This is a genomic window from Frateuria sp. YIM B11624 (genome assembly GCF_049727805.1).
Taxonomy (GTDB): Bacteria; Pseudomonadota; Gammaproteobacteria; order Xanthomonadales; family Rhodanobacteraceae; genus Frateuria_A.
Genome location: NZ_JBCNYA010000010.1, coordinates 98152 through 117496, shown reverse-complemented (window position 1 = coordinate 117496; position 19345 = coordinate 98152). Strand labels below are relative to the sequence as shown.

At 69.9% G+C, this 19345-nt stretch carries 18 protein-coding genes; 12 read left to right on the top strand and 6 right to left on the bottom strand.

Translation table 11 applies throughout. The features are described from left to right. The first annotated feature begins 177 nt into the window (after positions 1-177). Entirely contained in the window at positions 178-837 is a 660-nt protein-coding gene (maiA, locus tag AAIL17_RS07170; RefSeq protein ID WP_424682144.1) for a maleylacetoacetate isomerase, read from the top strand. A 162-nt stretch (positions 838-999) separates the two neighbouring features. On the opposite strand, the gene AAIL17_RS07165 is transcribed toward maiA, so the two are convergent. After that, positions 1000-1872 carry a universal stress protein gene (locus AAIL17_RS07165; protein WP_424682143.1) on the bottom strand — a complete coding sequence of 291 codons (873 nt, stop codon included), beginning with the start codon at positions 1870-1872 and terminating at the stop codon, positions 1000-1002. A gap of 213 nt (positions 1873-2085) precedes the next feature. Between AAIL17_RS07165 and AAIL17_RS07160 the strand changes: the two genes are divergently transcribed. Genes AAIL17_RS07160 through mnhG form a run of 6 tightly spaced genes read left to right on the top strand, consistent with a single transcriptional unit; the run spans position 2086 to position 7999 of the window. After that, entirely contained in the window at positions 2086-4971 is a 2886-nt protein-coding gene (locus AAIL17_RS07160) for a monovalent cation/H+ antiporter subunit A (RefSeq protein ID WP_424682142.1), read from the top strand. Then, positions 4971-5309: a Na+/H+ antiporter subunit C gene (locus AAIL17_RS07155; RefSeq protein WP_424682141.1), complete on the top strand. Its 339-nt coding sequence runs from the start codon at positions 4971-4973 to the stop codon at positions 5307-5309. The genes AAIL17_RS07160 and AAIL17_RS07155 overlap by 1 nt, the downstream gene beginning before the upstream one ends. Continuing rightward, complete coding sequence (locus AAIL17_RS07150; RefSeq protein ID WP_424682140.1) at positions 5306-6871, top strand: monovalent cation/H+ antiporter subunit D; 1566 nt, start codon at positions 5306-5308, stop codon at positions 6869-6871. Before AAIL17_RS07155 ends, AAIL17_RS07150 begins: the two co-directional genes overlap by 4 nt. Further along, positions 6868-7383: a Na+/H+ antiporter subunit E gene (locus AAIL17_RS07145; protein ID WP_424682139.1), complete on the top strand. Its 516-nt coding sequence runs from the start codon at positions 6868-6870 to the stop codon at positions 7381-7383. Before AAIL17_RS07150 ends, AAIL17_RS07145 begins: the two co-directional genes overlap by 4 nt. Beyond that, complete coding sequence (locus AAIL17_RS07140; protein ID WP_424682138.1) at positions 7380-7661, top strand: K+/H+ antiporter subunit F; 282 nt, start codon at positions 7380-7382, stop codon at positions 7659-7661. Before AAIL17_RS07145 ends, AAIL17_RS07140 begins: the two co-directional genes overlap by 4 nt. Then, positions 7658-7999, top strand: coding sequence for a monovalent cation/H(+) antiporter subunit G (mnhG, locus tag AAIL17_RS07135; RefSeq protein ID WP_424682137.1), 342 nt, complete (start codon positions 7658-7660; stop codon positions 7997-7999). The genes AAIL17_RS07140 and mnhG overlap by 4 nt, the downstream gene beginning before the upstream one ends. Positions 8000-8228: 229 nt before the next feature. On the opposite strand, the gene AAIL17_RS07130 is transcribed toward mnhG, so the two are convergent. After that, positions 8229-9344, bottom strand: a complete 1116-nt coding sequence (locus tag AAIL17_RS07130) for a PilT/PilU family type 4a pilus ATPase (protein ID WP_424682136.1) — start codon at positions 9342-9344, stop codon at positions 8229-8231. A 98-nt stretch (positions 9345-9442) separates the two neighbouring features. On the opposite strand from AAIL17_RS07130, the gene AAIL17_RS07125 reads away from it, so the two are divergent. The 5 genes from AAIL17_RS07125 (at position 9443) to glmS (ending at position 14653) form a co-directional block, all read left to right on the top strand. Next, the gene (locus AAIL17_RS07125; protein WP_424682135.1) at positions 9443-10024 is read left to right on the top strand and encodes a DUF4398 domain-containing protein; all 582 of its coding nucleotides are present in this window, start codon (positions 9443-9445) and stop codon (positions 10022-10024) included. Next, positions 10021-10686, top strand: coding sequence for a hypothetical protein (locus AAIL17_RS07120; RefSeq protein WP_424682134.1), 666 nt, complete (start codon positions 10021-10023; stop codon positions 10684-10686). The genes AAIL17_RS07125 and AAIL17_RS07120 overlap by 4 nt, the downstream gene beginning before the upstream one ends. Positions 10687-11000: 314 nt before the next feature. Beyond that, positions 11001-11228 (top strand): YdcH family protein, encoded by a 228-nt coding sequence (locus AAIL17_RS07115; protein WP_424682133.1) that lies wholly within the window; start codon positions 11001-11003, stop codon positions 11226-11228. Positions 11229-11382: 154 nt separating this feature from the next. Continuing rightward, positions 11383-12753, top strand: a complete 1371-nt coding sequence (locus tag AAIL17_RS07110; RefSeq protein WP_424682132.1) for a pyridoxal-phosphate dependent enzyme — start codon at positions 11383-11385, stop codon at positions 12751-12753. 70 nt (positions 12754-12823) lie between these two features. Continuing rightward, the gene (gene glmS, locus AAIL17_RS07105) at positions 12824-14653 is read left to right on the top strand and encodes a glutamine--fructose-6-phosphate transaminase (isomerizing) (protein ID WP_424682131.1); all 1830 of its coding nucleotides are present in this window, start codon (positions 12824-12826) and stop codon (positions 14651-14653) included. A gap of 17 nt (positions 14654-14670) precedes the next feature. Here the strand turns inward: glmS and AAIL17_RS07100 are convergent, their stop codons facing one another. The 4 genes from AAIL17_RS07100 to AAIL17_RS07085 form a co-directional block, all read right to left on the bottom strand. Next, entirely contained in the window at positions 14671-16356 is a 1686-nt protein-coding gene (locus tag AAIL17_RS07100) for a hypothetical protein (RefSeq protein WP_424682130.1), read from the bottom strand. A 98-nt stretch (positions 16357-16454) separates the two neighbouring features. Continuing rightward, positions 16455-16610: a hypothetical protein gene (locus AAIL17_RS07095; RefSeq protein ID WP_424682129.1), complete on the bottom strand. Its 156-nt coding sequence runs from the start codon at positions 16608-16610 to the stop codon at positions 16455-16457. Positions 16611-16669: 59 nt separating this feature from the next. Beyond that, positions 16670-17077 carry a hypothetical protein gene (locus AAIL17_RS07090; protein ID WP_424682128.1) on the bottom strand — a complete coding sequence of 136 codons (408 nt, stop codon included), beginning with the start codon at positions 17075-17077 and terminating at the stop codon, positions 16670-16672. A 31-nt stretch (positions 17078-17108) separates the two neighbouring features. Continuing rightward, on the bottom strand, positions 17109-19292 hold the full coding sequence (locus tag AAIL17_RS07085; protein WP_424682127.1) for a TIR domain-containing protein: 2184 nt from the start codon (positions 19290-19292) through the stop codon (positions 17109-17111). Positions 19293-19345 lie beyond the last annotated feature (53 nt).

Here is a 19345-nt window from a genome sequence, read left to right as displayed (position 1 = left end):
GTGGCGCGAACCGCCTATTGTCCGGCGCGGGTCCCGATGATGCAACGCCGCAACCGGCGTACTAGGCCTTGCAGGCCGCGGTCCTGCCACCCGCCGTCCGGGCGATGGCGGCAGGTGCGTGGCGGCGCCCCGTGCGGTTTATGCTGCGCGCTCCACCAGGCAGGGGAGAATCTCGTCATGGCATCGGAACTGTTGGCGCTGTACGGCTACTGGCGCTCCAGCGCGGCCTACCGCGTGCGCATCGCGCTCAACCTCAAGGGCCTGGCCTACGAGACGCGGCCGGTGCACCTGTTGCGCGACGGCGGCCAGCAGCATGGGGCGGACTACCGTGCGCTCAATCCGCAGCAACTGCTCCCGTGCCTGCGCGACGGCGAACGGGTGCTCACCCAGTCGATGGCGATCATGGAGTACCTGGAAGAGATCCATCCGGAACCGCCGCTGCTGCCCGCCGATGCGCGCAGCCGCGCCCGCGTGCGTGCACTGGCCCAGGCGGTGGCCTGCGACATCCATCCGCTGGGCAACCTGCGCGTGCTGCAGTACCTGGAGGGCCCGCTGGGTGTCGACGAGGCGCAGAAGCTGGCCTGGTCGCAGCACTGGATCGAGACCGGCTTCGACGCGATCGAGGCGATGCTCGCCGGGAACTCGGCGACCGGCCGCTACTGCCATGGCGACACGCCCGGCCTGGCCGACGCGTGCCTGGTGCCGCAGGTCTACAACGCGCAGCGCTGGAAGCTGTCGATGGAGCGCTGGCCGACCATCGCGCGCATCCATGCGGCGTGCGGAGAGCTGGAAGCGTTCCAGCGCGCGGCACCCGAGGCGCAGCCGGACGCGCTCTGAGGCAGGTCACCACCAAGAGCGCCCCCATCCGCCTGTCGGCACCTTCCCCCGCTGCGCAGGGGAAGGCTCGATAAGGGGGCGCCCGCGCTTGATCCTTCCCCCGTTCCACGGGGGAAGGTACCCGGAGGGCGGATGGGGGCCACCTTGCCGTGCACCCCACGCTCAGTCCGACGGCGCGCGCACCAGCAACACATCGGTGGGAACGGCCGGCACGATCCGCCGCGAGGTCCCGCCGACCAACAGGTGGAACGCCAGCCCGCGACGGAAGGCGCTGATCACCACCAGGTCGGCCTCCTTCTCGACCACGTACTCGCGCAGCATCACTTCCGGATGCCCATGCTCGACCAGCGGCAGCACCTGCGCGCGGACCTCGGGCGGCAGCGGCGTGTCGGCGAGGAACGACTGCATCGTCGCCATCTCCATCCGCGCCAGCTCCTCGTTGCGGCCGGCGTCCAGCCACAGCGACTTGTACGGGATGTCCAGCACGTGCATCAGCGCCAGCCGCGCGGCGGGGAACCAGCCGGCGGCCGCGGTCAGGCCGTGGCGCGACTCGGCGGTGAAGTCGGTGCCGACCAGCACGTGCCCGTAGCCGCCGTGCGGTCGCTCGCGCACCACCAGCAGCGAAGCGGGCGACTTGCGCAGCAGTGTCTCGGTGACGTGGCCGAGCGCGTGCGTGGCCGTTTCGCCGGTGCCGAGCACGATCAGTTCGCACTGCCCGCGTGCCGCCGATTCCAGGATCGCCTCCGCCGGATCGCCATCGGTGACGTGCAGCACCAGGCCGGGCACGTCGCCGGCCAGGTCGCGGCGGATCTGTCGTTCGGCCATCGCCGCGGTGGTCGGCGCCTGCCGCCAGGAAGGTGCGGTGGGCCAGCTCTCCTCGTTGCCGGGCGCCAGCACGTGCACCACGTGCAGTTCGGCCTGCCATTGCCGCGCCAGTTGCACGGCGCGGTCCAGCGCGCGGTCGGAATGGCTGCGCAGGTCGGTGGCCAGCAGGATCCTGCGCGGCGGCGCGAGGGACGGGGCGTGGTCGGTCATGCGCGCTCTCCGGGGAACGGCGGGCTCCCCGACTATAGAGCTTTGCCGCTGGTGCGGCGCGGCCTGTAGACTCGGGACACGACGGTCGCCACCGCCGGTACCGCCGCGTTGCCCTTTGCCGGGACCCGCACGCACCGTTCCCCACGGATCGCCGCGCGGAGTTCGCGCACCGCGTCGCCGGTGGACGTCCGCCCTCCCACGAACGGTGGCCTGATGCCCTACGACACAGCCTCGCTCGCCATCCTTTGCCTGCCGTTCGCGGCCAGCATGGTGGCGCCGTGGCTGCGCGGGCGACGGGCGGCGACCGGGTTGATGCTGGCCACCGCGGCGATCGGGCTGTTGCTGTCGGCGGCGCTGCAGCCGGCGCTGGCCGACGGCGCGGCGTTGCGCAGCGTGGTGCCCTGGGTGCCGTCGCTGGGACTCGAGCTGGTGCTGCGGGTGGACGGTTTTTCCTGGCTGTTCCTGGTGCTGGTCTGCGGCATCGGCCTGCTGGTGGGCGTGTACGCGCGCTACTACATGCCGCCGGAGGATCCACTTTCGCGCTTCTATGCGCTGCTGCTGGCGTTCATGGGCTCGATGCTGGGCGTGGTGATGTCCGGCAACGTGATCCAACTGGTGTTCTTCTGGGAACTTACCAGCCTGTTCTCGTTTCTGCTGATCGGCTACTGGAACCAGGGCGCGTCGGCGCGCGAGGGCGCGCGCATGGCGCTGATCGTCACTGGCGGCGGCGGCCTGTGCTTGTTCGCCGGCATGATGCTGCTGGGCCACATCGCCGGCAGCTACGACCTGGACGTGATCCTGGCCGCCGGCGAGCGCGTGCGTGCCTCGGCGTTGTACACGCCGATGCTGGTGCTGGTGCTGCTGGGCGCGCTGACCAAGAGCGCGCAGTTCCCGTTCCACTTCTGGCTGCCGCAGGCGATGTCGGCGCCGACGCCGGTGTCCTCGTTCCTGCACTCGGCGACGATGGTCAAGGCCGGCGTGTTCCTGCTGCTGCGCTTCTGGCCGGTACTCGCGGGCACCGAGGCCTGGTTCTGGATCGTCGGCGGCGCCGGCCTGCTCAGCCTGCTGCTGGGGGCGGCCGCGGCGGTGTTCCAGCAGGACCTGAAAGCCGTGCTGGCCTATTCGACGATCAGCCACCTGGGCCTGATCACCATGCTGCTGGGCCTGGGCAGCGCGCTGGGCGCGGTGGCGGCGATCTTTCATATCCTCAACCACGCCACCTTCAAGGCCTCGCTGTTCATGGCCGCCGGCGCGGTCGACCACGAAACGGGTACACGCGATTTGCGCAAGCTCGGCGGCCTGCGCCACGTCATGCCGATCACCGCCACGCTGGCGGTGGTCTCGGCCGCGGCGATGGCCGGCGTGCCGCTGCTCAACGGCTTCCTGTCCAAGGAGATGTTCTTCGCGGTGGCGCTCACTACCCATCGCGGCGTGATGGTCGATGCCCTGGCCGCCTCGATCGCGGTGCTGGCCAGCGCGTTCTCGGTCGTCTACTCGCTGCGCTTCGTGATCGGCGTGTTCTTCGGCCGGCCGCGCTCGGTGCTGCCGCGCCAGCCGCACGAGCCGCCGCGCTGGATGCGCCTGCCGATCGGCCTGCTGGCGCTGGCCTGCCTGTGGGTGGGCGTGCTGCCGGCGCTGGTGATCGGACCGTCGCTGCACGCGGCGGCGCTCGCGGTGCTGGGTGCGGCCACGCCGGCGTTCAACCTGATGGTGTGGCACGGGCTGACGCCGCCGCTGCTGATGAGCGCGGTGGCGTTCGCGTCCGGCTGCGTCGTCTATGCGCTGCTGCGTGGCTGGTTCGCCGGGCGCGAGACGCTGCCGCTGCTGGGGCGGTTGAGCGGCCGGCTGATGTTCGAGCGCCTGCTGGCGCTGCTCACCTCGACCTTGCCGGGCGTGCTGGAACGCGCCTTTCCCGGTCGCCGGCTGCAGCCGCAGCTGCTGCTGATCGTGCTGGCCGCGATGGTGGCGGCGGGACTGGCGATGTGGGGCACGCCGATGCGCTTCGGCCTGCGCGCCTCGGGCGTGGACCCGGCCTTCGCGCTGCTGTGGCTGCTCGGCGCCGCCTGCGCGGTCGGCGCGGCGTGGCAGGCCAAGTTCCACCGGCTGGTCGCGCTGCTGCTCACCGGCGGCGCGGGGCTGGTGTCGTGCGTGAGCTTCGTGTGGCTGTCGGCGCCGGACCTGGCGGCGACCCAACTGCTGGTGGAGGTGGTCACCACCATCGTGATCCTGCTCGGCCTGCGCTGGCTGCCCAAGCGCATCGCCGGACTGTCGCAGGACGCACCGCGCGCGCGGTGGCGCCGCCATCGCGACGTGCTGGTGGCCGCCGGCGCGGGACTGGGCCTGGCGGGGCTGGCCTACGCGGCGATGCTGCATCCGGTGGCCGATTCGATCTCGCACTTCTTCCTCGAGCGCGCCTGGCGCGAGGGCGGCGGGCACAACGTGGTGAACGTGGTCCTGGTCGACTTCCGCGGCTTCGATACGCTGGGCGAGATCAGCGTGCTGGCGATCGTGGCGCTGACCGTGTTCGCGCTGCTGCGTCGGTTCCGTCCCGCGGCCGAGAGCACCGGCGCGACCGCGCAGCAACGGCTGCAGGCGGCCTGGAACGAAGCGAACGGCGACGAGGTGCGGCCGGAGCTGGCCGACTACCTGCGCATCCCGGGCCTGATCATCCAGTTGATGGCGCCGGTGATCGTGCTGTTCGGCGTGCATCTGTTCCTGCGTGGGCACGATCTCCCGGGTGGCGGCTTCGCCGCCGGCATCACCGTGTCGGTGGCGCTGATCCTGCTGTACATGGCGCGCGGCGCGCGCTGGGTGGAAACGCGCCTGCGCGTGGCGCCGATGCGCTGGATCGGCGCCGGGCTGCTGCTGGCGGTGGCGACCGGCCTGGGCTCGATGCTGCTGGGTTATCCCTTCCTCACCTCGCATACCGGCCACCCGGTCGTGCCGTTGCTGGGCGAGCTGCCGCTGGCCACGGCGATGCTGTTCGACCTGGGCGTGTTCTGCGTGGTGGTGGGCGCCACTTCGCTGACGCTGGTGGCGCTGGCGCACCAGTCGCTGCGCCGTCCGCGCGTGCTGGCCGACGACGGGGAGGGCGGCTGATGGAGCTGGTGCTGGCGCTGGCGATCGGCGTGTTGGCGGGCTGCGGTGTGTGGCTGTTGCTGCGCCCGCGCACCTTCCAGGTGATCATTGGGCTGACGCTGTTCTCCTATGCGGTGAACCTGTTCATCTTCTGCATCGGCGGCCTGCGCACGGGCGCCGATCCGGTGCTGCGCGACGGCGCGGACCTCGCGCAGTACACCGACCCCCTGCCGCAGGCGCTGGTGCTGACGGCGATCGTGATCGGCTTCGCTACCACGGCGCTTTTTCTGGTGGTGCTGCTGGCCTCGCGCGGGTTGACCGGCAACGACCACGTCGACGGCAAGGACGGCACGCCATGAGCGCGCACCTGCTGGTCTGGCCGATCGTGCTGCCGCTCGTGGTCGGCGCGCTGCAACTGCTGCTGGGCGAACGCCGACGCGGCGCGGTGGCGTTGCTGGGCGCGGCCTCCTGCGTGGCGCTGGTGCTGCTGGCCGCGGCGCTGATGCTGCAGGTGGGCACGGGCGACGCAGTGGCCGCGGTCTACCGCATCGGCGACTGGCCGGCACGCTTCGGCATCGTGCTGGTCGCCGACCGGTTGTCGGCGCTGATGCTGCTGCTGACCGCAGTGCTCGCGCTGGCGCTGCTGCCGTGCGCGCTGGCGCGCTGGCGGCAACCGGGCGGGCCGGTGCAGCCGCTGGCGCAATTCCTGTTGATGGGCTTGAACGGCGCCTTCCTCACCGGCGACCTGTTCAACCTGTTCGTGTTCTTCGAGGTGCTGCTGGCTGCTTCCTACGGCCTGGCGCTGCACCGGCCGGGCGCGCGGCGGGTCAGCGCGGGCATGCACTACATCGTGGTGAACCTGCTCGCCTCGATGTTGTTCCTGGTCGGCGTGAGCCTGATCTTCGGCGTCACCGGCACGCTCAACATGGCCGCGCTGGCGAAGCTGGTGCCGCAGGTGCCACAGAACACGCGCGCGCTGTTGCACGCCGGCGCGGCGATCCTGGGCATTGCCTTCCTGGTCAAGGCGGCGATGTGGCCGCTGGGCTTCTGGCTGCCGCGTACCTACGCCGCCGCGCCGGCGCCAGTGGCGGCGATGTTCGCGGTGATGACCAAGGTCGGCGTGTACGTGCTGCTGCGGCTCAGCCTGCTGCTGTTCGGTGGCGATGCCGGTGCGGCCTCGGCGCACTTCGGTGCCGAGTGGCTGCTGTGGGGGGGCGTGGCGACGGTGGCGGTGGGCGTCGTGGGCATGCTGGGCGCGCGCGAGCTGGGCAAGCTGGCCGGCTACAACGTGCTGGTTTCCTCCGGCAGCCTGCTCGGCGCGATCGGTTTGCAGCAGCCGGCGGTGACGGCCGGTGCGCTGGCCTACCTGGTGATCTCAACGCTGGCGATCGCCGCGTTCTTCCTGCTGGCCGGTTTGATCGCGCCGCGTGAGGACACCGACGGCGCCTCGCTGCTGGAACCCTACGACCCGGCCGGCATGGCGCTTTACGCCGACGAGGACGAGAGCCATGCCACGGTGCCGGCGCCGGTGGCGCTGCTGGGCCTGTGCTTCCTCGCCTGCGCGCTGGTGCTCGCGGGCCTGCCACCGCTGTCCGGCTTCCTCGCCAAGTTCGCACTGCTGGCGCCGATGCTCGAGGCCGGTCCGCGCGTCGGCGCGGGGGCGGCGACGCTGTTCACGCTGGTGGTGGTGGCGGGCTTCTGCACGGTGGTCGCGATGTGCCGCACCGGCATCCAGATCTTCTGGGCTGACGAGGACTGGGTGTTCCCGGCCATCCGCCGCGGCGAGGCGGCGTCGGTGGTGATCCTGCTGGCACTGTGCCTGGGACTGACCGTGCTGGCCGAGGCGCCGCTGCGCTACGTCGCGGAGACAGCGGCGCAACTGCACGCACCATCCCGCTACATCCAGGCGGTGCTGCCATGAATCCTGCCGCCGCAGGGCCTTCGCGCATCCGGCGCTGGCTGCCGCATCCGCTGATGTCGGCCTTCCTGCTGCTGGCCTGGCTGCTGCTGCAGCGCAGCCTGGCGCCGGGCACGCTGCTGGCCGGCGTGCTGCTGGCGTTGGGCCTGGGCTGGGCCTTCGGCAAGCTGCGCCCGCCCGCGGCGCGCGTGCGCAACCTGCCGCTGCTGGTGCGGCTGCTGCTGCGGGTGGTGGTCGACATCGTGCGCTCCAACCTGGCGGTGGCGCGGATCGTGCTGAGGCCGCGCGGCCAGGTGCGCTCCGGCTTCGTGTCGATCCCGCTGGAGCTGACCGACCCCTACGGGCTGGCCGTGCTGGCGTGCATCATCACTTCCACGCCGGGCACCATCTGGGTGGACCACGACTCCGCACGCCGCGTGTTGCTGATCCACGTGCTGGACCTGGTCGACGAGGCGGCGTGGATCGGCGACATCAAGCACCGCTACGAGCGGCCGCTGCTGGAGATCTTCCAATGAGCCAGGGCTTCCTTGCGATCGCGATCGTCGTCGCGCAGCTTCTGCTGCTGCTGGCGATGGCCTGCGCGATCATCCGCATGGTGCGCGGCCCGCGCGCGCAGGACCGCGTGCTGGCGCTGGATGCGCTGTACGTCAACGCTATGCTGCTGCTGCTCTCGATCGGCATCCGCACCGGCAGCGTGCTGTACGTCGAGGCCGGGCTGATCATCGCGCTGCTGGGTTTTGCCGGCACGGTGGCGTTCGCCAAGTTCCTGCTGCGCGGGGAGGTGATCGAATGAATCCTCTCGATGCATTGCCGCCGTGGGTCGCCGTGCTGGTCGGTGTGATGGTGCTGCTGGGCGCCGGCTTCACCTTCGTCGGCTCGCTGGGGCTGCTGCGCCTGCGCGACTTCTACAAGCGCGTGCACGCGCCCACGCTCGGCACCACGCTGGGCACGTTCTTCATGGTGGCCGCGTCCATCGCGTGGTTTTCGGTGGCGCAGGGGCGGCCGGCCCTGCACGTCATCCTGATCGGCGTGTTCCTCACCCTGACCACGCCGATCACGCTGATGCTGCTGGTGCGCGCGGCGCTGTATCGCAACCGGGTGGAGGACCAGCGGCAGATGCCGCCGCAATGAACGCCTTGCCCCCTCTCCCCATCCCTTATCAAGGATGGGAGAGGGTTGGGATGAGGGGCGGGGCTCGGGGAAGCTTGTCTTTGCGACGAGCCAATAAAGCTCTTGCAGGCTCCGTCGGTACGCTACGGCCAGAGCGGCCCCTCACCCCAGCCCTCTCCCCGGAGGGGAGAGGGAGCCAAAAGAAAAGGCGCATCGCTGCGCCCTTTCTTCGATCCCGATAGGTCAGGGCTCAAAAGCCCAGCCCGTACGGATCGTTGCCCACCAGTTCGGTGTTCTCCGCACCGCCGCCTTCGGACAGCCGGATCTTCAGGGCCAGGCCGTCGCGCGAGTCGGCCTTGGCCAGCGCTTCCTCCAGTTCGATGCGGCCGTTCTTGTAGAGCTTGTACAGCGACTGGTCGAAGGTCTGCATGCCTTCCTGCAGGCTGCGGTCCATCGCCTCCTTGATCTCGTGGATCTGGCCGCGGCGGATCATGTCGCGGATCAGCGGCGTATTGAGCAGCACTTCCACTGCCGGCACGCGCCGCCCATCCTTGCCGATCACCAGGCGCTGGCTGATCACCGCGCGCAGGTTGAGCGCCAGGTTCATCAGCACGTTCTTGTGCGCCGATTCGGGGAAGAAGTTGAGGATGCGCTCCAGCGTCTGGTCGGCGTTGTTCGAATGCAGCGTAGCCAGGCACAGATGGCCGGTTTCGGAGAAGGCGACCGCCGCCTCCATCGTGTCGGTGTCGCGGATCTCGCCGATCATGATCACGTCGGGAGCTTCACGCATCGCGTTCTTCAGCGCCTCGTGATAGCTGTGCGTGTCCAGCCCGACCTCTCGCTGGTTGATGATCGACTTCTTGTGCCGGTGCAGGTACTCGATCGGATCCTCGATGGTGAGGATGTGGCCCGGCGAGTTCGAGTTGCGGTGGTCGAGCATCGCCGCCAGCGTGGTCGACTTGCCCGAGCCGGTGGCGCCGACCACCAGGATCAGGCCGCGCTGCTCCATGATCAGGTCGCGGAAGATGCTCGGCAGCTGCAACTGGTCGATCGAGGGGATCTCGCTCTTGATCGCGCGGATCACCATGCCCACTTCGCCGCGCTGCTTGAACACGTTGATGCGGAAGCGGCCGGCTTCCTTCACCGCCAGTGCCATGTTGAGTTCCAGGTCGCGCTCGAACTGCGGCACCTGGCCCTCATCCATCAGCGAGTAGGCGATCTTCTTGACCATGCCGCCGGGCAGGCCGGTGTTGCCCAGCGGGTAGAGCTTGCCCTCGACCTTGATGTTCACCGGGGCGCCGGTGGTCAGGAACATGTCCGACGCGCCCTTGTCTACCATCAGCTTGAGGAAGTAACCGATATCCACGAAGGACCCCTAGTTATCGCGCTTTCTTGCGGCGCGTTGCAAAGCAAGATTATGCCTGCCCACAATACGCGGCGACACTGCGCGAGGAATGAGTGATGGTGCACATCTTTTCCCGGCCGCCCGGGCGCTTCAAGCGTATCGGCAGGGCGTCGGGTGGCTTGACCCTGGTGGTGGCGCTGCTGGCGCTGGCCGGCTGTGCCAGCGTGCCCCCGCCGGACGCCTCGATGAACCAGGCGCAGGCCCTGCTGCAGTCCGCCCGCGACGCCGGCGCAGCCGACTACGATCCGGTCGATCTGGGCTTCGCCCAGGCCAAGTTCCAGCAGGCGCAGGCGGCCATGGCCGCGCGCAAGTACGCCGACGCGGCCAACCTGGCTGAGGAAGCCCGCGCCGACGCCGAGCTGGCGCGCACCCGCGCCCAGTTGGGCAGCGCACGGGCGCAGATCCAGGCCAAGGTGGACGAGAACACCCGCCTGCGCCAGCAGACCGAGCAGGCACCGGCGCAGCCGGCCCCGGCCCCGGCGGCCACGCCGGCCTCCGGCAGCAGCGCGCCGGAAACGCTGCAGGACATGCCGGCCCCGTCCTCGTCGGTGCTGTCCGCGCCGCTGCCGCAGGAAGGCGGTTTCCAGCCGGTCCCCGCGCCAGCCCAGAGCACCCAGCCGAACCAGGGAGGCCAGCGATGAAGCGCCTTGCCACCACCGCCTTGATCGGCCTGCTGGCGCTTGCCGGGCCGGCCCTGGCGCGCCAGGACGACATGGACGTCAACCGCCTCAATTCCAGCCTGAACCAGTTGGCCAGCGACCCGGTCCTGGGCACCTATGCCCAGGCCGAGCAGGCGCTGGCGCACGCCGCCATCGCGCGACTGGAGCAGGCCGGCCGCAGCGAACGGCCGCATGCCCTGTACCTGGCCGAACGCCGGGTCGACCTGGCCAAGGCCGCCGCCCAGTTGCAGGACGCGCAGGGCAAGCTGGCCCAGCTCGACCGTGAGCACGACCAGATCCTGCTGGAAGCCAGCCGCCGCGAGGCGGAAGCGGCCCGCATGGAGCTGGAGCGCCAGCGCATGCAGTACCAAATGGCGCAGGAAGAGGCCGCCCGTCTGCAGCAGCAGGGCATGGAGGCGTCGCAGGCCGCCGAGCAGGCGCGCGCCGAGGCCGAGCACGCCAAGAAGCTCGCCGCCGCGCAGAGCCGCGTCGCCCGCGCCGCCCGCAAGGAGGCCGAACTGGCCGCGCAGGCCGCACGCGCCATGCGGTCGCAGATGCAGGGCGACCAGTCGAACTCGTCCGAGCCCGAAAGGCCGGCGCCGACCAAGAAAAACTCCGGCAAGAAGACCTCCAAGGACCACTGAGCGTCCTTCGTCCCGCGCGGGCGGATGGCCGCCTGCGCCGGTGGATCGGCCCACCACGCAGGCGGGCTCGGCCGTGGGAAACGCCGCCCGTCGCGGGTTCCCGCGGTGGCTTGCGTGACCCTGGGGGCGGGAGTAGGGTCAGGGCTGCCATGGCGCACCCGTTCCATGGCTCACTGACCTGAACCATGCGCCCATTTCCCCCGCACGACTGGTCCCTGTTCCGCTTCCATGCGTACGGGGCGTGGGTGCGCGCGCTTCATCCGCCCGCGGGCGTGCCGATCACGCGCCCGCTCATCTCGCGAGGAGGTCGGATCATGTTCGAAAACCAGCAGCGTGACGACGTGGAAGCATTCATGAAGGCCGACGCCGAGTTCCGTCGGCTCTACCAGCATCACCGCGAACTCAAGAGCAAGGTGCATGACGCCGAGATCGGCGTGCTCCCCCTGGATGACGTCACCTTGGTCGGCATGAAGAAGGAAAAGCTGCACGCCAAGGAACGCCTGCAACGCATGTGGGATGCGCGCGTACCGCAGATGCACTGACTTTCCCCCTGTTTCCGATCGCGGCCCCGGCCCTTCCTGAGGAAGCGCCGGGGCCGCGTGTTTTCGGGGCTTCCACGCAACCGCAAACGGCGCCTCGGTTATCATCCACGGCTTCGCCGGCGCCCATTGGGCGCGGCCTTTCGACGGAGTCGCCATGACGGTTCACCAAAGCGTGCTGGAGCTGATCGGGCGGACCCCGATGGTCAAGGCCCAGCGCCTCGACACGGGTGCGTGCGAGCTGTTCCTCAAGCTCGAGAGCGCCAACCCCGGCGGCTCCATCAAGGACCGCATCGGCCTGTCGATGATCGAAGGCGCCGAGCGTGCCGGCAGGATCCGGCCGGGCGCCACGCTGGTCGAAGGCACCGCCGGCAACACCGGCCTGGGGCTGGCGCTGGTGGCGCAGGCCAAGGGCTACCGGCTGATCCTGGTGGTGCCGGACAAGATGAGCCGCGAGAAGATCTTCAACCTCAAGGCGATGGGCGCCGAAGTGGTGCTGACCCGCTCGGACGTCGCCAAGGGCCATCCCGAGTACTACCAGGACATGGCCGAGCGGATCGCCCGCGAGACGCCTGGCGCCTACTTCATCAACCAGTTCGGCAACCCGGACAACCCGCGCGCACACATCGAGACGACCGGGCCGGAGATCCTCGAGCAGATGGACGGGCGCGTCGACGCGGTGGTGGTCGGTTGCGGCTCCTCCGGCACCATGACCGGCCTCTCGCAGTTCTTCGCCGAACACTCGCCGCACACCGAGATCGTGCTGGCCGATCCGGTCGGCTCGATCCTTGCGCAGTACATCAACGAAGGCACGCTGTCGGACAAGTCGGCCAGCTGGATGGTCGAGGGCATCGGCGAGGACTTCCTGCCGACCATCAGCGACTTCTCGCGCGTGAAGAAGGCCTACGCGATCTCCGATCGCGAGAGCTTCCTGACCGCGCGCGAGCTGCTGGCCAAGGAGGGTGTGCTCGGCGGCTCCTCCACCGGCACTCTGGTCGCCGCGGCGCTCAAGTACTGCCGCGAGCAGATGCGACCGAAGCGCGTGGTGACGCTGGTCTGCGACACCGGCAACAAGTACCTGTCGAAGATGTACAACGACTACTGGATGCTCGACAACGGCTTCATCAAGCGCGAGCAGCATGGCGACCTGCGCGACCTGCTGCTGCGCCCGTTCGCCCAGCGTGACACGGTGGTGGTCGGGCCCAACGAGCTGCTGATGACCGCCTACACCCGGATGAAGCTGTACGACGTCTCGCAGCTGCCGGTGATGGACGGCAACCAGCTGGTCGGCATCCTGGACGAGTCGGACGTGCTGATGCACGTGCACGCCGACGAGGTGCGCTTCCGCGACCCGGTGTCCACCGCGATGATCACCTCGCTCAACAAGCTGGACGTGCACTCGCCGATCGAGGCGCTGCTGCCGGTGTTCGAGCGCGGGCACGTGGCGATCGTGGTCGACGGCGAGCAGTTCCTGGGGCTGATCACCCGCATCGACCTGCTGAACTACCTGCGGCGCAAGGTGCACTAAGGCTGTCGCGACGCCGTCTTCGCAGAACCGTAACTAGGCTCCGCCTCGCTCCGAAAGGAAACCAGACTCCATGTGTGGAATCGTTGCCGCCACCGCCCAGCGCGATGTCGCCCCATTGCTGATTGCCGGCCTCAAGGCGCTCGAGTACCGCGGCTACGACTCGGCCGGCCTGGCCGTGCTCGACGGCAGCGCCATCCAGCGCGTGCGCGCCAAGGGCAAGGTGCGCGAGATGGAGGCGCTGTACCTGGCCGATCCGTTGCGCGGTGGCACCGGCATCGCGCACACCCGCTGGGCCACCCACGGCGTGCCGAGCGAGGCCAATGCGCATCCGCACATGGTCGGCCGCGTGGCGCTGGTGCACAACGGCATCATCGAGAACTACGCCAGCCTGCGCGAGCAGTTGCAGGCGCGCGGCCACGTGTTCACCTCCGAAACCGACACCGAGGTGATGGCCGCGCTGATCGAGGAGCGCATCGCCGGCGGCATGAACCTGCGCGAGGCGGTGCTCACCACCGTGCGCGCGCTGGAAGGCGCCTACGCCATCGCGGTGGTCAGCCGCGACGAACCCGGCCACGTGGTCGGCGCCCGTCGCGGCGCGCCGCTGCTGGTGGGTGTGGGCATCGGCGAGAACTTCTTGGGCTCCGACGCGCAGGCGCTGATCCAGGTCACCAACCGCATGCTGTACCTGGACGAGGACGACGTGGTGGAGATCACCCGCGACAGCGTGCAGGTCTACGGCCTGGACGGCACGCCGGTGGAACGCGCGGTGCACCAGAGCGAGCTGTCCACCGATGCGGTCGAGCGCGGCGAATACCGCCACTACATGCAGAAGGAGATCCACGAGCAGCCGCGTGCGGTGAACGACACGCTGGAGGCGCGCATCGGCCCGCACGGCGTGCTGCCGAACATCTTCGGCGTCGGCGGCGACGAGCTGCTGGCGAAGGTGAAGGGCGTCCACATCGTCGCCTGCGGCACCAGCTACCACGCCGGCCTGGTCGCCAAGTACTGGATCGAGGAATACGCGCGGCTGCCGGTCAACGTGGAAGTGGCCAGCGAATACCGCTACCGCGATACGGTGGTGCCGCAGGACACGTTGTTCGTGGCCATCTCGCAGTCGGGCGAAACCGCCGACACGCTGGCGGCGATGCGCGAATCGCGTCGTCGCGGGTACATCGGCACGCTTGCGATCTGCAACGTGCCCGAGTCCTCGGTGGTGCGCGAGGCGGACCTCAAGCTGATGACCCGCGCCGGCCCGGAAATCGGCGTGGCGTCGACCAAGGCCTTCACCACCCAGCTCGCCGCGCTCGCCCTGCTGTGCCTGCGGCTTGCCGAACAGCGCGGGCTGGAGCGTGCGCGCTACGCGGACTTGTGCGCACAACTGGCGCACCTGCCGCGGGCGATCGAGCAGGCGCTCAGGCTCGAGCCGCAGATCGTCGAACTGGCGACGCAGTTCGTGCCGCTGGAGCACGCGCTGTTCCTCGGCCGCGGCGCGCAGTACCCGGTCGCGCTGGAAGGCTCGCTCAAGCTCAAGGAAATCTCCTACATCCACGCCGAGGCCTATCCGGCGGGCGAGCTCAAGCACGGTCCGCTGGCGCTGGTCGACGAGGCCATGCCGGTGGTCGCGGTGGCGCCCAACGGCCCGCTGCTGGACAAGCTCAAGTCCAACCTGCAGGAAGTGCGCGCCCGCGGCGGCCGGCTGATCGTCTTCGCCGACGACAGCGCCCCGATGGACGCCGGCAACGCCAACGGCACCACCCTGCGCATCGAAAGCGGCGGCAACTTCATCGCTCCGGCCGTGTTCACCGTGCCGTTGCAGTTGCTCGCGTACCACGTCGCCGTCCTGCGCGGCACCGACGTCGACCAGCCGCGCAACCTGGCCAAGTCGGTCACGGTGGAGTGAGCCTGGGCGGGCACGGGCTACATGGGCCCGTGCTCGACCTGCCGTTCTCGCTGCATGAGCGTCCACTCGGCGTGTTCGGTCAACGCGGCATGGCCGAGCGCGCGTAGGATGGAGCGTTGCTCGGCAGGGTCGTCGGTCTGGTCCAGCGCCGAGCGCGCGGTACCCAGGATGCGCTCCATGAAGCGGTACTGCTTGAGCAGCACCTTGTCCGCCTTGCGGTAGGCGTAGGCCTCGCGCACGGCGGCGATGATCGAGAGGATGCCCATCACCGCGACCAGGCTGGCCTTGGTCTCATCCTCCAGGCGCAGCGCGAACAGCGCCAGCAGCACACTGATCGATACGCCGCCCCACAGGCTCAGCGCGCCCAGCGCCTCGGTCACGCGGTGCAGCCCGGCGCATTCGATGCTCTTGCGCTCGTAGTAGTGCAGCTGGCCCGAGCGGCCCGGCTCGCCGACCCATTCGGCGATCACGCCGGCCAGCTCCGCGGTGCTGGCCGGCGGCGCGTGGCTGGGCGGCAGGCCGGAGGCACGCATCACGTTGCGGATCCAGCCCAGCTCCACGTTCTGACGCTGCAGGAAATCGTCGTGCGCAAAGGCGTGGTCGCGGGTGAGCGATATGCCCGCGCGGCGCCAATACGACTGAATCCGCAGCCCCTCGGCCAGCGCCCGGTAATCGAGGTACTTGCGGTGCCAGCCGCGGCGCTTGGCGATCGCGGTCATGGTGGTGCCGAGTGCGAACAGCAACAGGAACAGGTAGATCAGGTAGTTCTGCGCGGCGAAGTGGGCGTAGCAGGTGAACGCGATGCCCATCAGGGCGGCCAGCGTGTAGATCGTGCGCATGGCCAGCAGCACGCGGTGCTGGAAGTGCATCGCGAGCCAGTCGGCCTCGCGGAAGGTGCGTTCGATGCCCATGCGTGCCGATGCCGGCACGGGGGCGGCGGATGGCACGCCGGTGCGCGCAGCCGCGTCGATCGCGGCGGCGTAGGTGACGCACTCGTCGTTGAACTCGGCCATGCGGTCGAACATCAGCCGAAACGGCGCCGGCAAGTGTTCCTCCGGCGTTGCCGCCGAGGCGTGCCGCCAGGTCGCCGTGACCGCGGGGCGCTCCGCCGCGTCGGCTCGCCCGCACAGCACGTGGTAGAGCAGCCGTTCGTCGCCGGCGGCCAGGATGTGGTGCGGGTCGCGCTCCTCGCTGGGCGGCCCGGGCAGGGCGCCGCGCAGGTGATAGCGCACGATCTGCGCCGTGCCGCCGAGGCGGTCGGACGGCTGGCCGTCCCAGATCGCCAGCAGGATGTGGCAATGGCTGGCGATGTACACGCCAGCCTGTGCGTATTGCTGGTCGCGCGCGGTGCCGGGGTTGCCCACCTCGCGGTGCGAGCGTCCCTTGCGTACCGGCAACACCATGACCTCGGCCTGCCGGCACAGGGCCTCGAATTGGATGCGCGCCGCCGGGTCCTCGAAGTCCTCGATGTAGAGCTCGCGCGGCAGCGGCAACGGGGCGATCAGCCGTGCGCCCTGCGCCAGCGCCTCCTCGGCCGCCAGTTGGTCGCCGCCCTCGGCCAGCGCGGACAGCACCACCAGCGACAGCGAGGGCCAGGCGTGCCGCAGTTCCCCGAACAGCTTCCGCACGGCCTCGCGAACGGCGCCCGTGTCGGCCGGCGGCAGGTCGCGATGGCTGGTCACGCCGATCACCAGGGGCGTCATGGGTGCTCCAGGGCTTGCGGCCGGATGCGCCGCGGCGGCCGGCCGCAAGCCGGTCGCCGCTCCTTGCGCAACCGCGGCGCGGCTGCGCGGCGAGTGCGCTAGTGGTTGACGATCGACGGGTCTCTTGCGGAGCTGGCCTGAGCCAGCGTGTCCTCCGGAATCGTCAGGTCCGTCGGCGCGTCTTCGGGCGACGTGCTGTCGGCGGTCGGCTGGAGTTCTTCCGGAGTGCCCTGGATGGTGTGTGGCTTGGACATGGTAAGCCTCCGATGGGCGGCGGCCGGATGGCCGCCGTGTGCGTGTACGTCTTGCCTCGTTACGGCCCGGTGACGCCCGTGCGACGGGGAGCGGTCGGCCTTGCCCGAGAGGTGGACGGTGATTTCGCCGGGCAGGATTTCGCGGTCGAGTACCGCTTGCCGTCGAGCATCAGGCACAACAGGTAGGTCCACGAGCCTCGCGATTCCGCGTGGTGGTTGAAGTCGGTCATGGTCATGCGCTTGCCGTTCGAATCCAGCTTGGGTTCGCCGAAGATGCCTTTCGGCGGTTGCCTGATCCATTGCAGCGGCAGCAGGGCACCGCCTGCTGCGTTGCCGGTCAATTTCCAGGTCAGCGTCTGCCGTTTCCGATGACGGTAGACATGGTTGGCATGGCCGTGCGGGTCGACGAGAACCGACCAGGGCGTGGTGGACTTGTCTAGACTGACGCTGAGTACGTGCGGCTCCATGGTGCTCTCCGGTTGGATCGGGTGGGACCGGTCAGCGCGCGAGTGCGAGCGCACGCTGGTCGAGGACATCCTGCAAGCGTTGCTCGAAGGCAGGATTGGGTGGAAACGCGATGTGGGCCGATGCCAGGCTCTGAGCCAGCGCCGGCTCGCGATAGCCCGACAGCCATAGCCGACGGACCAGCGGCCGGGCCTCGTCGATGCGGCCGAGCGCCAGCAGGGCATCCACCTGTGCGGCGAGCAGGCGTACGTCGCCGGCGCCGCTGTGGACCCCGCGCAGGCTCTCCAATGCGGACAGCCGCAGGTGCTCGGCCGCCCGGCCCGATTGCAGGCTGGCCAGTTGCAGGCGGGCACGGGCGGTAGACAGCAGCAGGCTGCGCTCGTCCGGTTGGTCGGCCAGCAAGGGCGCGAGCACCGCGAGGGCCGCCTGGGCATCGCGGCGCGCATCGTCGCGATGCCCGGTCGCCTGCAACCATGCCGCCCGCTCGACCCGGGCCTCGGCCAGGTCCTGTTGCCAGCCGGTGTTGCTTGGATCGTGCCGCGCCAGTTCGTCCAGCGCGCGCAGCCCGCGCACCAGCGGTGCATGGGATGCACCCGTATCGCCCTGCACGCGGCGCAGGCGGGCCAGCTGGATCGAGTACAGCCCGAGGTTCTCCTTGGCATCGGTCAGGCTGGGGTCGAAGCGATGGATCTCCTCGATCACGGCGAGGGCCTGCTCGGTGTCGCGATCCGCCTGCGCGGCCCGGCCGGCCAGCGCCAGCGTGCGGGCCAGGATGGCGCGTACGCGCGCCATGTTCTGGCGCTGGCCGTTGTCCTGCGGATGGTTCTCGCTCAGCTTGGTTTCGATGCCGTCGTCGGCGGCGTACTCGGCGATCGCCGCGAGCAGGTCACCGCGCATCAGCGCCATCTTGCCCAGGTTGTTGTGCGCCTCGCCCAGGTGTTCGAACCATTCGCTATGCGGCGCGGGATGGGCGACCAGCAGCCGGCAGCGCTCGAGCATGCGCCTGTAGTGCAGTTCGGCCTCGTCCAGGCGGCCACGCGCTTCGAGCACGTGGCCGATGTCGTTGTCCAGTGTGCTCAGCTCGAACAATACCCGCGGGTCGGTGCGCGCCGGCGCGCCCATCCGCTCGAGCGTGGCTTGCGCCGCGGCGAAGGAGCGGCCAGCCGCTTCCAGATGGCCCTGGTACCAGTCGCTCATGCCGAGGAAGGCCTGGACCCGCGCGTAGGCGATCTGCCGCTCGCGATCGGCCGGCGCGGCCCGTGCCAGCGCGTTGGCCAGCGGCTCGGCCGCCAGGTAGGCGCTGGTGGCGGCGGCTAGGCGTCCCTGGTCCATTCGCACGCTGCCGATCTTCTCCAGCGCCTTGGCGCGCTGTTCGAGCACGTCGTCGGTGACGTCCGTGGCGGGGAGCGACCGGAAATAGGCCATGGCCTTGTCGTCGACCGCCTCCAGGATGTCCAGCCGCTGCACCTGGCCCAGCTTGTCGTTGAGGTCGCCGAGCATGAAGCCGACGAGCGCCTCGGCCTGTTTCTGCCGGCGCTCGGCGGCGCGACGGGCGATCATTGCGTCGATCGCCAGCAGCGTGGTCACCAGCATGACCAGCGTGGACAGCGCGGCGGCGACCGCCAGCCGCCGGTTGCGTCGCTGCAGCTCGCGCCGGCGCAACTGGTCCAGTTCCAGGCCGAGCAGGCCGGCGACGAGCTTGAGCTTGGCGGAGTGCCTGCCGTCCTTGCCGGGGCGCACGTCGGCGGCGACCGGCTCGCGATCGGCAGGGACGCCGTCCTCGGCGAGCGGGCCGCACAGGGCAGCCGAAAGGCATTCCTCGGTGCGCTGCGCGGCCGGCGCATTCGGCTCGCCCGCCACGATCAGGCAGAAGATCCGGTCGCTGCGGCCCAGCCGCCGGAACGCCCGCACTTCCGCGCCGACCCAGCGCGAGGTCGCCGCCGCGGGGGAACAGACCACGATCAGGTTGGCCGACTGCGCAAGTGCCAGGTCGACCTTGCCGCCCAGGTCGCTGGAACTGGCCAGTTCCTCGCGGTCGCGGAAGATCGGCGCCAGCCGGCGCGGAACCGTGCCGGCGGCCGTGACCAGGCCGACCAGGCGCGAGGGCACACGGTAGGTTTCCAGCGCGCGGTGCAGCCATTCGGCCCACCGCCGGTCGCGATGGCTGTAGCTGATGAAGGCGCGATAGCGGAAATCGGTGGGGCAAGCCTGGTTCATCGCACGACCCTCGCGAGGTCGCACAGCCCCCTGGCGCTGGCGGCGCGGCGAAA

Bases quoted from the DNA above. Each gene is read 5' to 3' on its own strand.
- maiA (WP_424682144.1), top strand. From the start codon at position 178: ATGGCATCGGAACTGTTGGCGCTGTACGGCTACTGGCGCTCCAGCGCG.
- AAIL17_RS07165 (WP_424682143.1), bottom strand. From the start codon at position 1,872: ATGACCGACCACGCCCCGTCCCTCGCGCCGCCGCGCAGGATCCTGCTG.
- AAIL17_RS07160 (WP_424682142.1), top strand. From the start codon at position 2,086: ATGCCCTACGACACAGCCTCGCTCGCCATCCTTTGCCTGCCGTTCGCG.
- AAIL17_RS07155 (WP_424682141.1), top strand. From the start codon at position 4,971: ATGGAGCTGGTGCTGGCGCTGGCGATCGGCGTGTTGGCGGGCTGCGGT.
- AAIL17_RS07150 (WP_424682140.1), top strand. From the start codon at position 5,306: ATGAGCGCGCACCTGCTGGTCTGGCCGATCGTGCTGCCGCTCGTGGTC.
- AAIL17_RS07145 (WP_424682139.1), top strand. From the start codon at position 6,868: ATGAATCCTGCCGCCGCAGGGCCTTCGCGCATCCGGCGCTGGCTGCCG.
- AAIL17_RS07140 (WP_424682138.1), top strand. From the start codon at position 7,380: ATGAGCCAGGGCTTCCTTGCGATCGCGATCGTCGTCGCGCAGCTTCTG.
- mnhG (WP_424682137.1), top strand. From the start codon at position 7,658: ATGAATCCTCTCGATGCATTGCCGCCGTGGGTCGCCGTGCTGGTCGGT.
- AAIL17_RS07120 (WP_424682134.1), top strand. From the start codon at position 10,021: ATGAAGCGCCTTGCCACCACCGCCTTGATCGGCCTGCTGGCGCTTGCC.
- AAIL17_RS07115 (WP_424682133.1), top strand. From the start codon at position 11,001: ATGTTCGAAAACCAGCAGCGTGACGACGTGGAAGCATTCATGAAGGCC.
- AAIL17_RS07110 (WP_424682132.1), top strand. From the start codon at position 11,383: ATGACGGTTCACCAAAGCGTGCTGGAGCTGATCGGGCGGACCCCGATG.
- glmS (WP_424682131.1), top strand. From the start codon at position 12,824: ATGTGTGGAATCGTTGCCGCCACCGCCCAGCGCGATGTCGCCCCATTG.
- AAIL17_RS07100 (WP_424682130.1), bottom strand. From the start codon at position 16,356: ATGACGCCCCTGGTGATCGGCGTGACCAGCCATCGCGACCTGCCGCCG.
- AAIL17_RS07095 (WP_424682129.1), bottom strand. From the start codon at position 16,610: ATGTCCAAGCCACACACCATCCAGGGCACTCCGGAAGAACTCCAGCCG.
- AAIL17_RS07090 (WP_424682128.1), bottom strand. From the start codon at position 17,077: ATGGAGCCGCACGTACTCAGCGTCAGTCTAGACAAGTCCACCACGCCC.
- AAIL17_RS07085 (WP_424682127.1), bottom strand. From the start codon at position 19,292: ATGAACCAGGCTTGCCCCACCGATTTCCGCTATCGCGCCTTCATCAGC.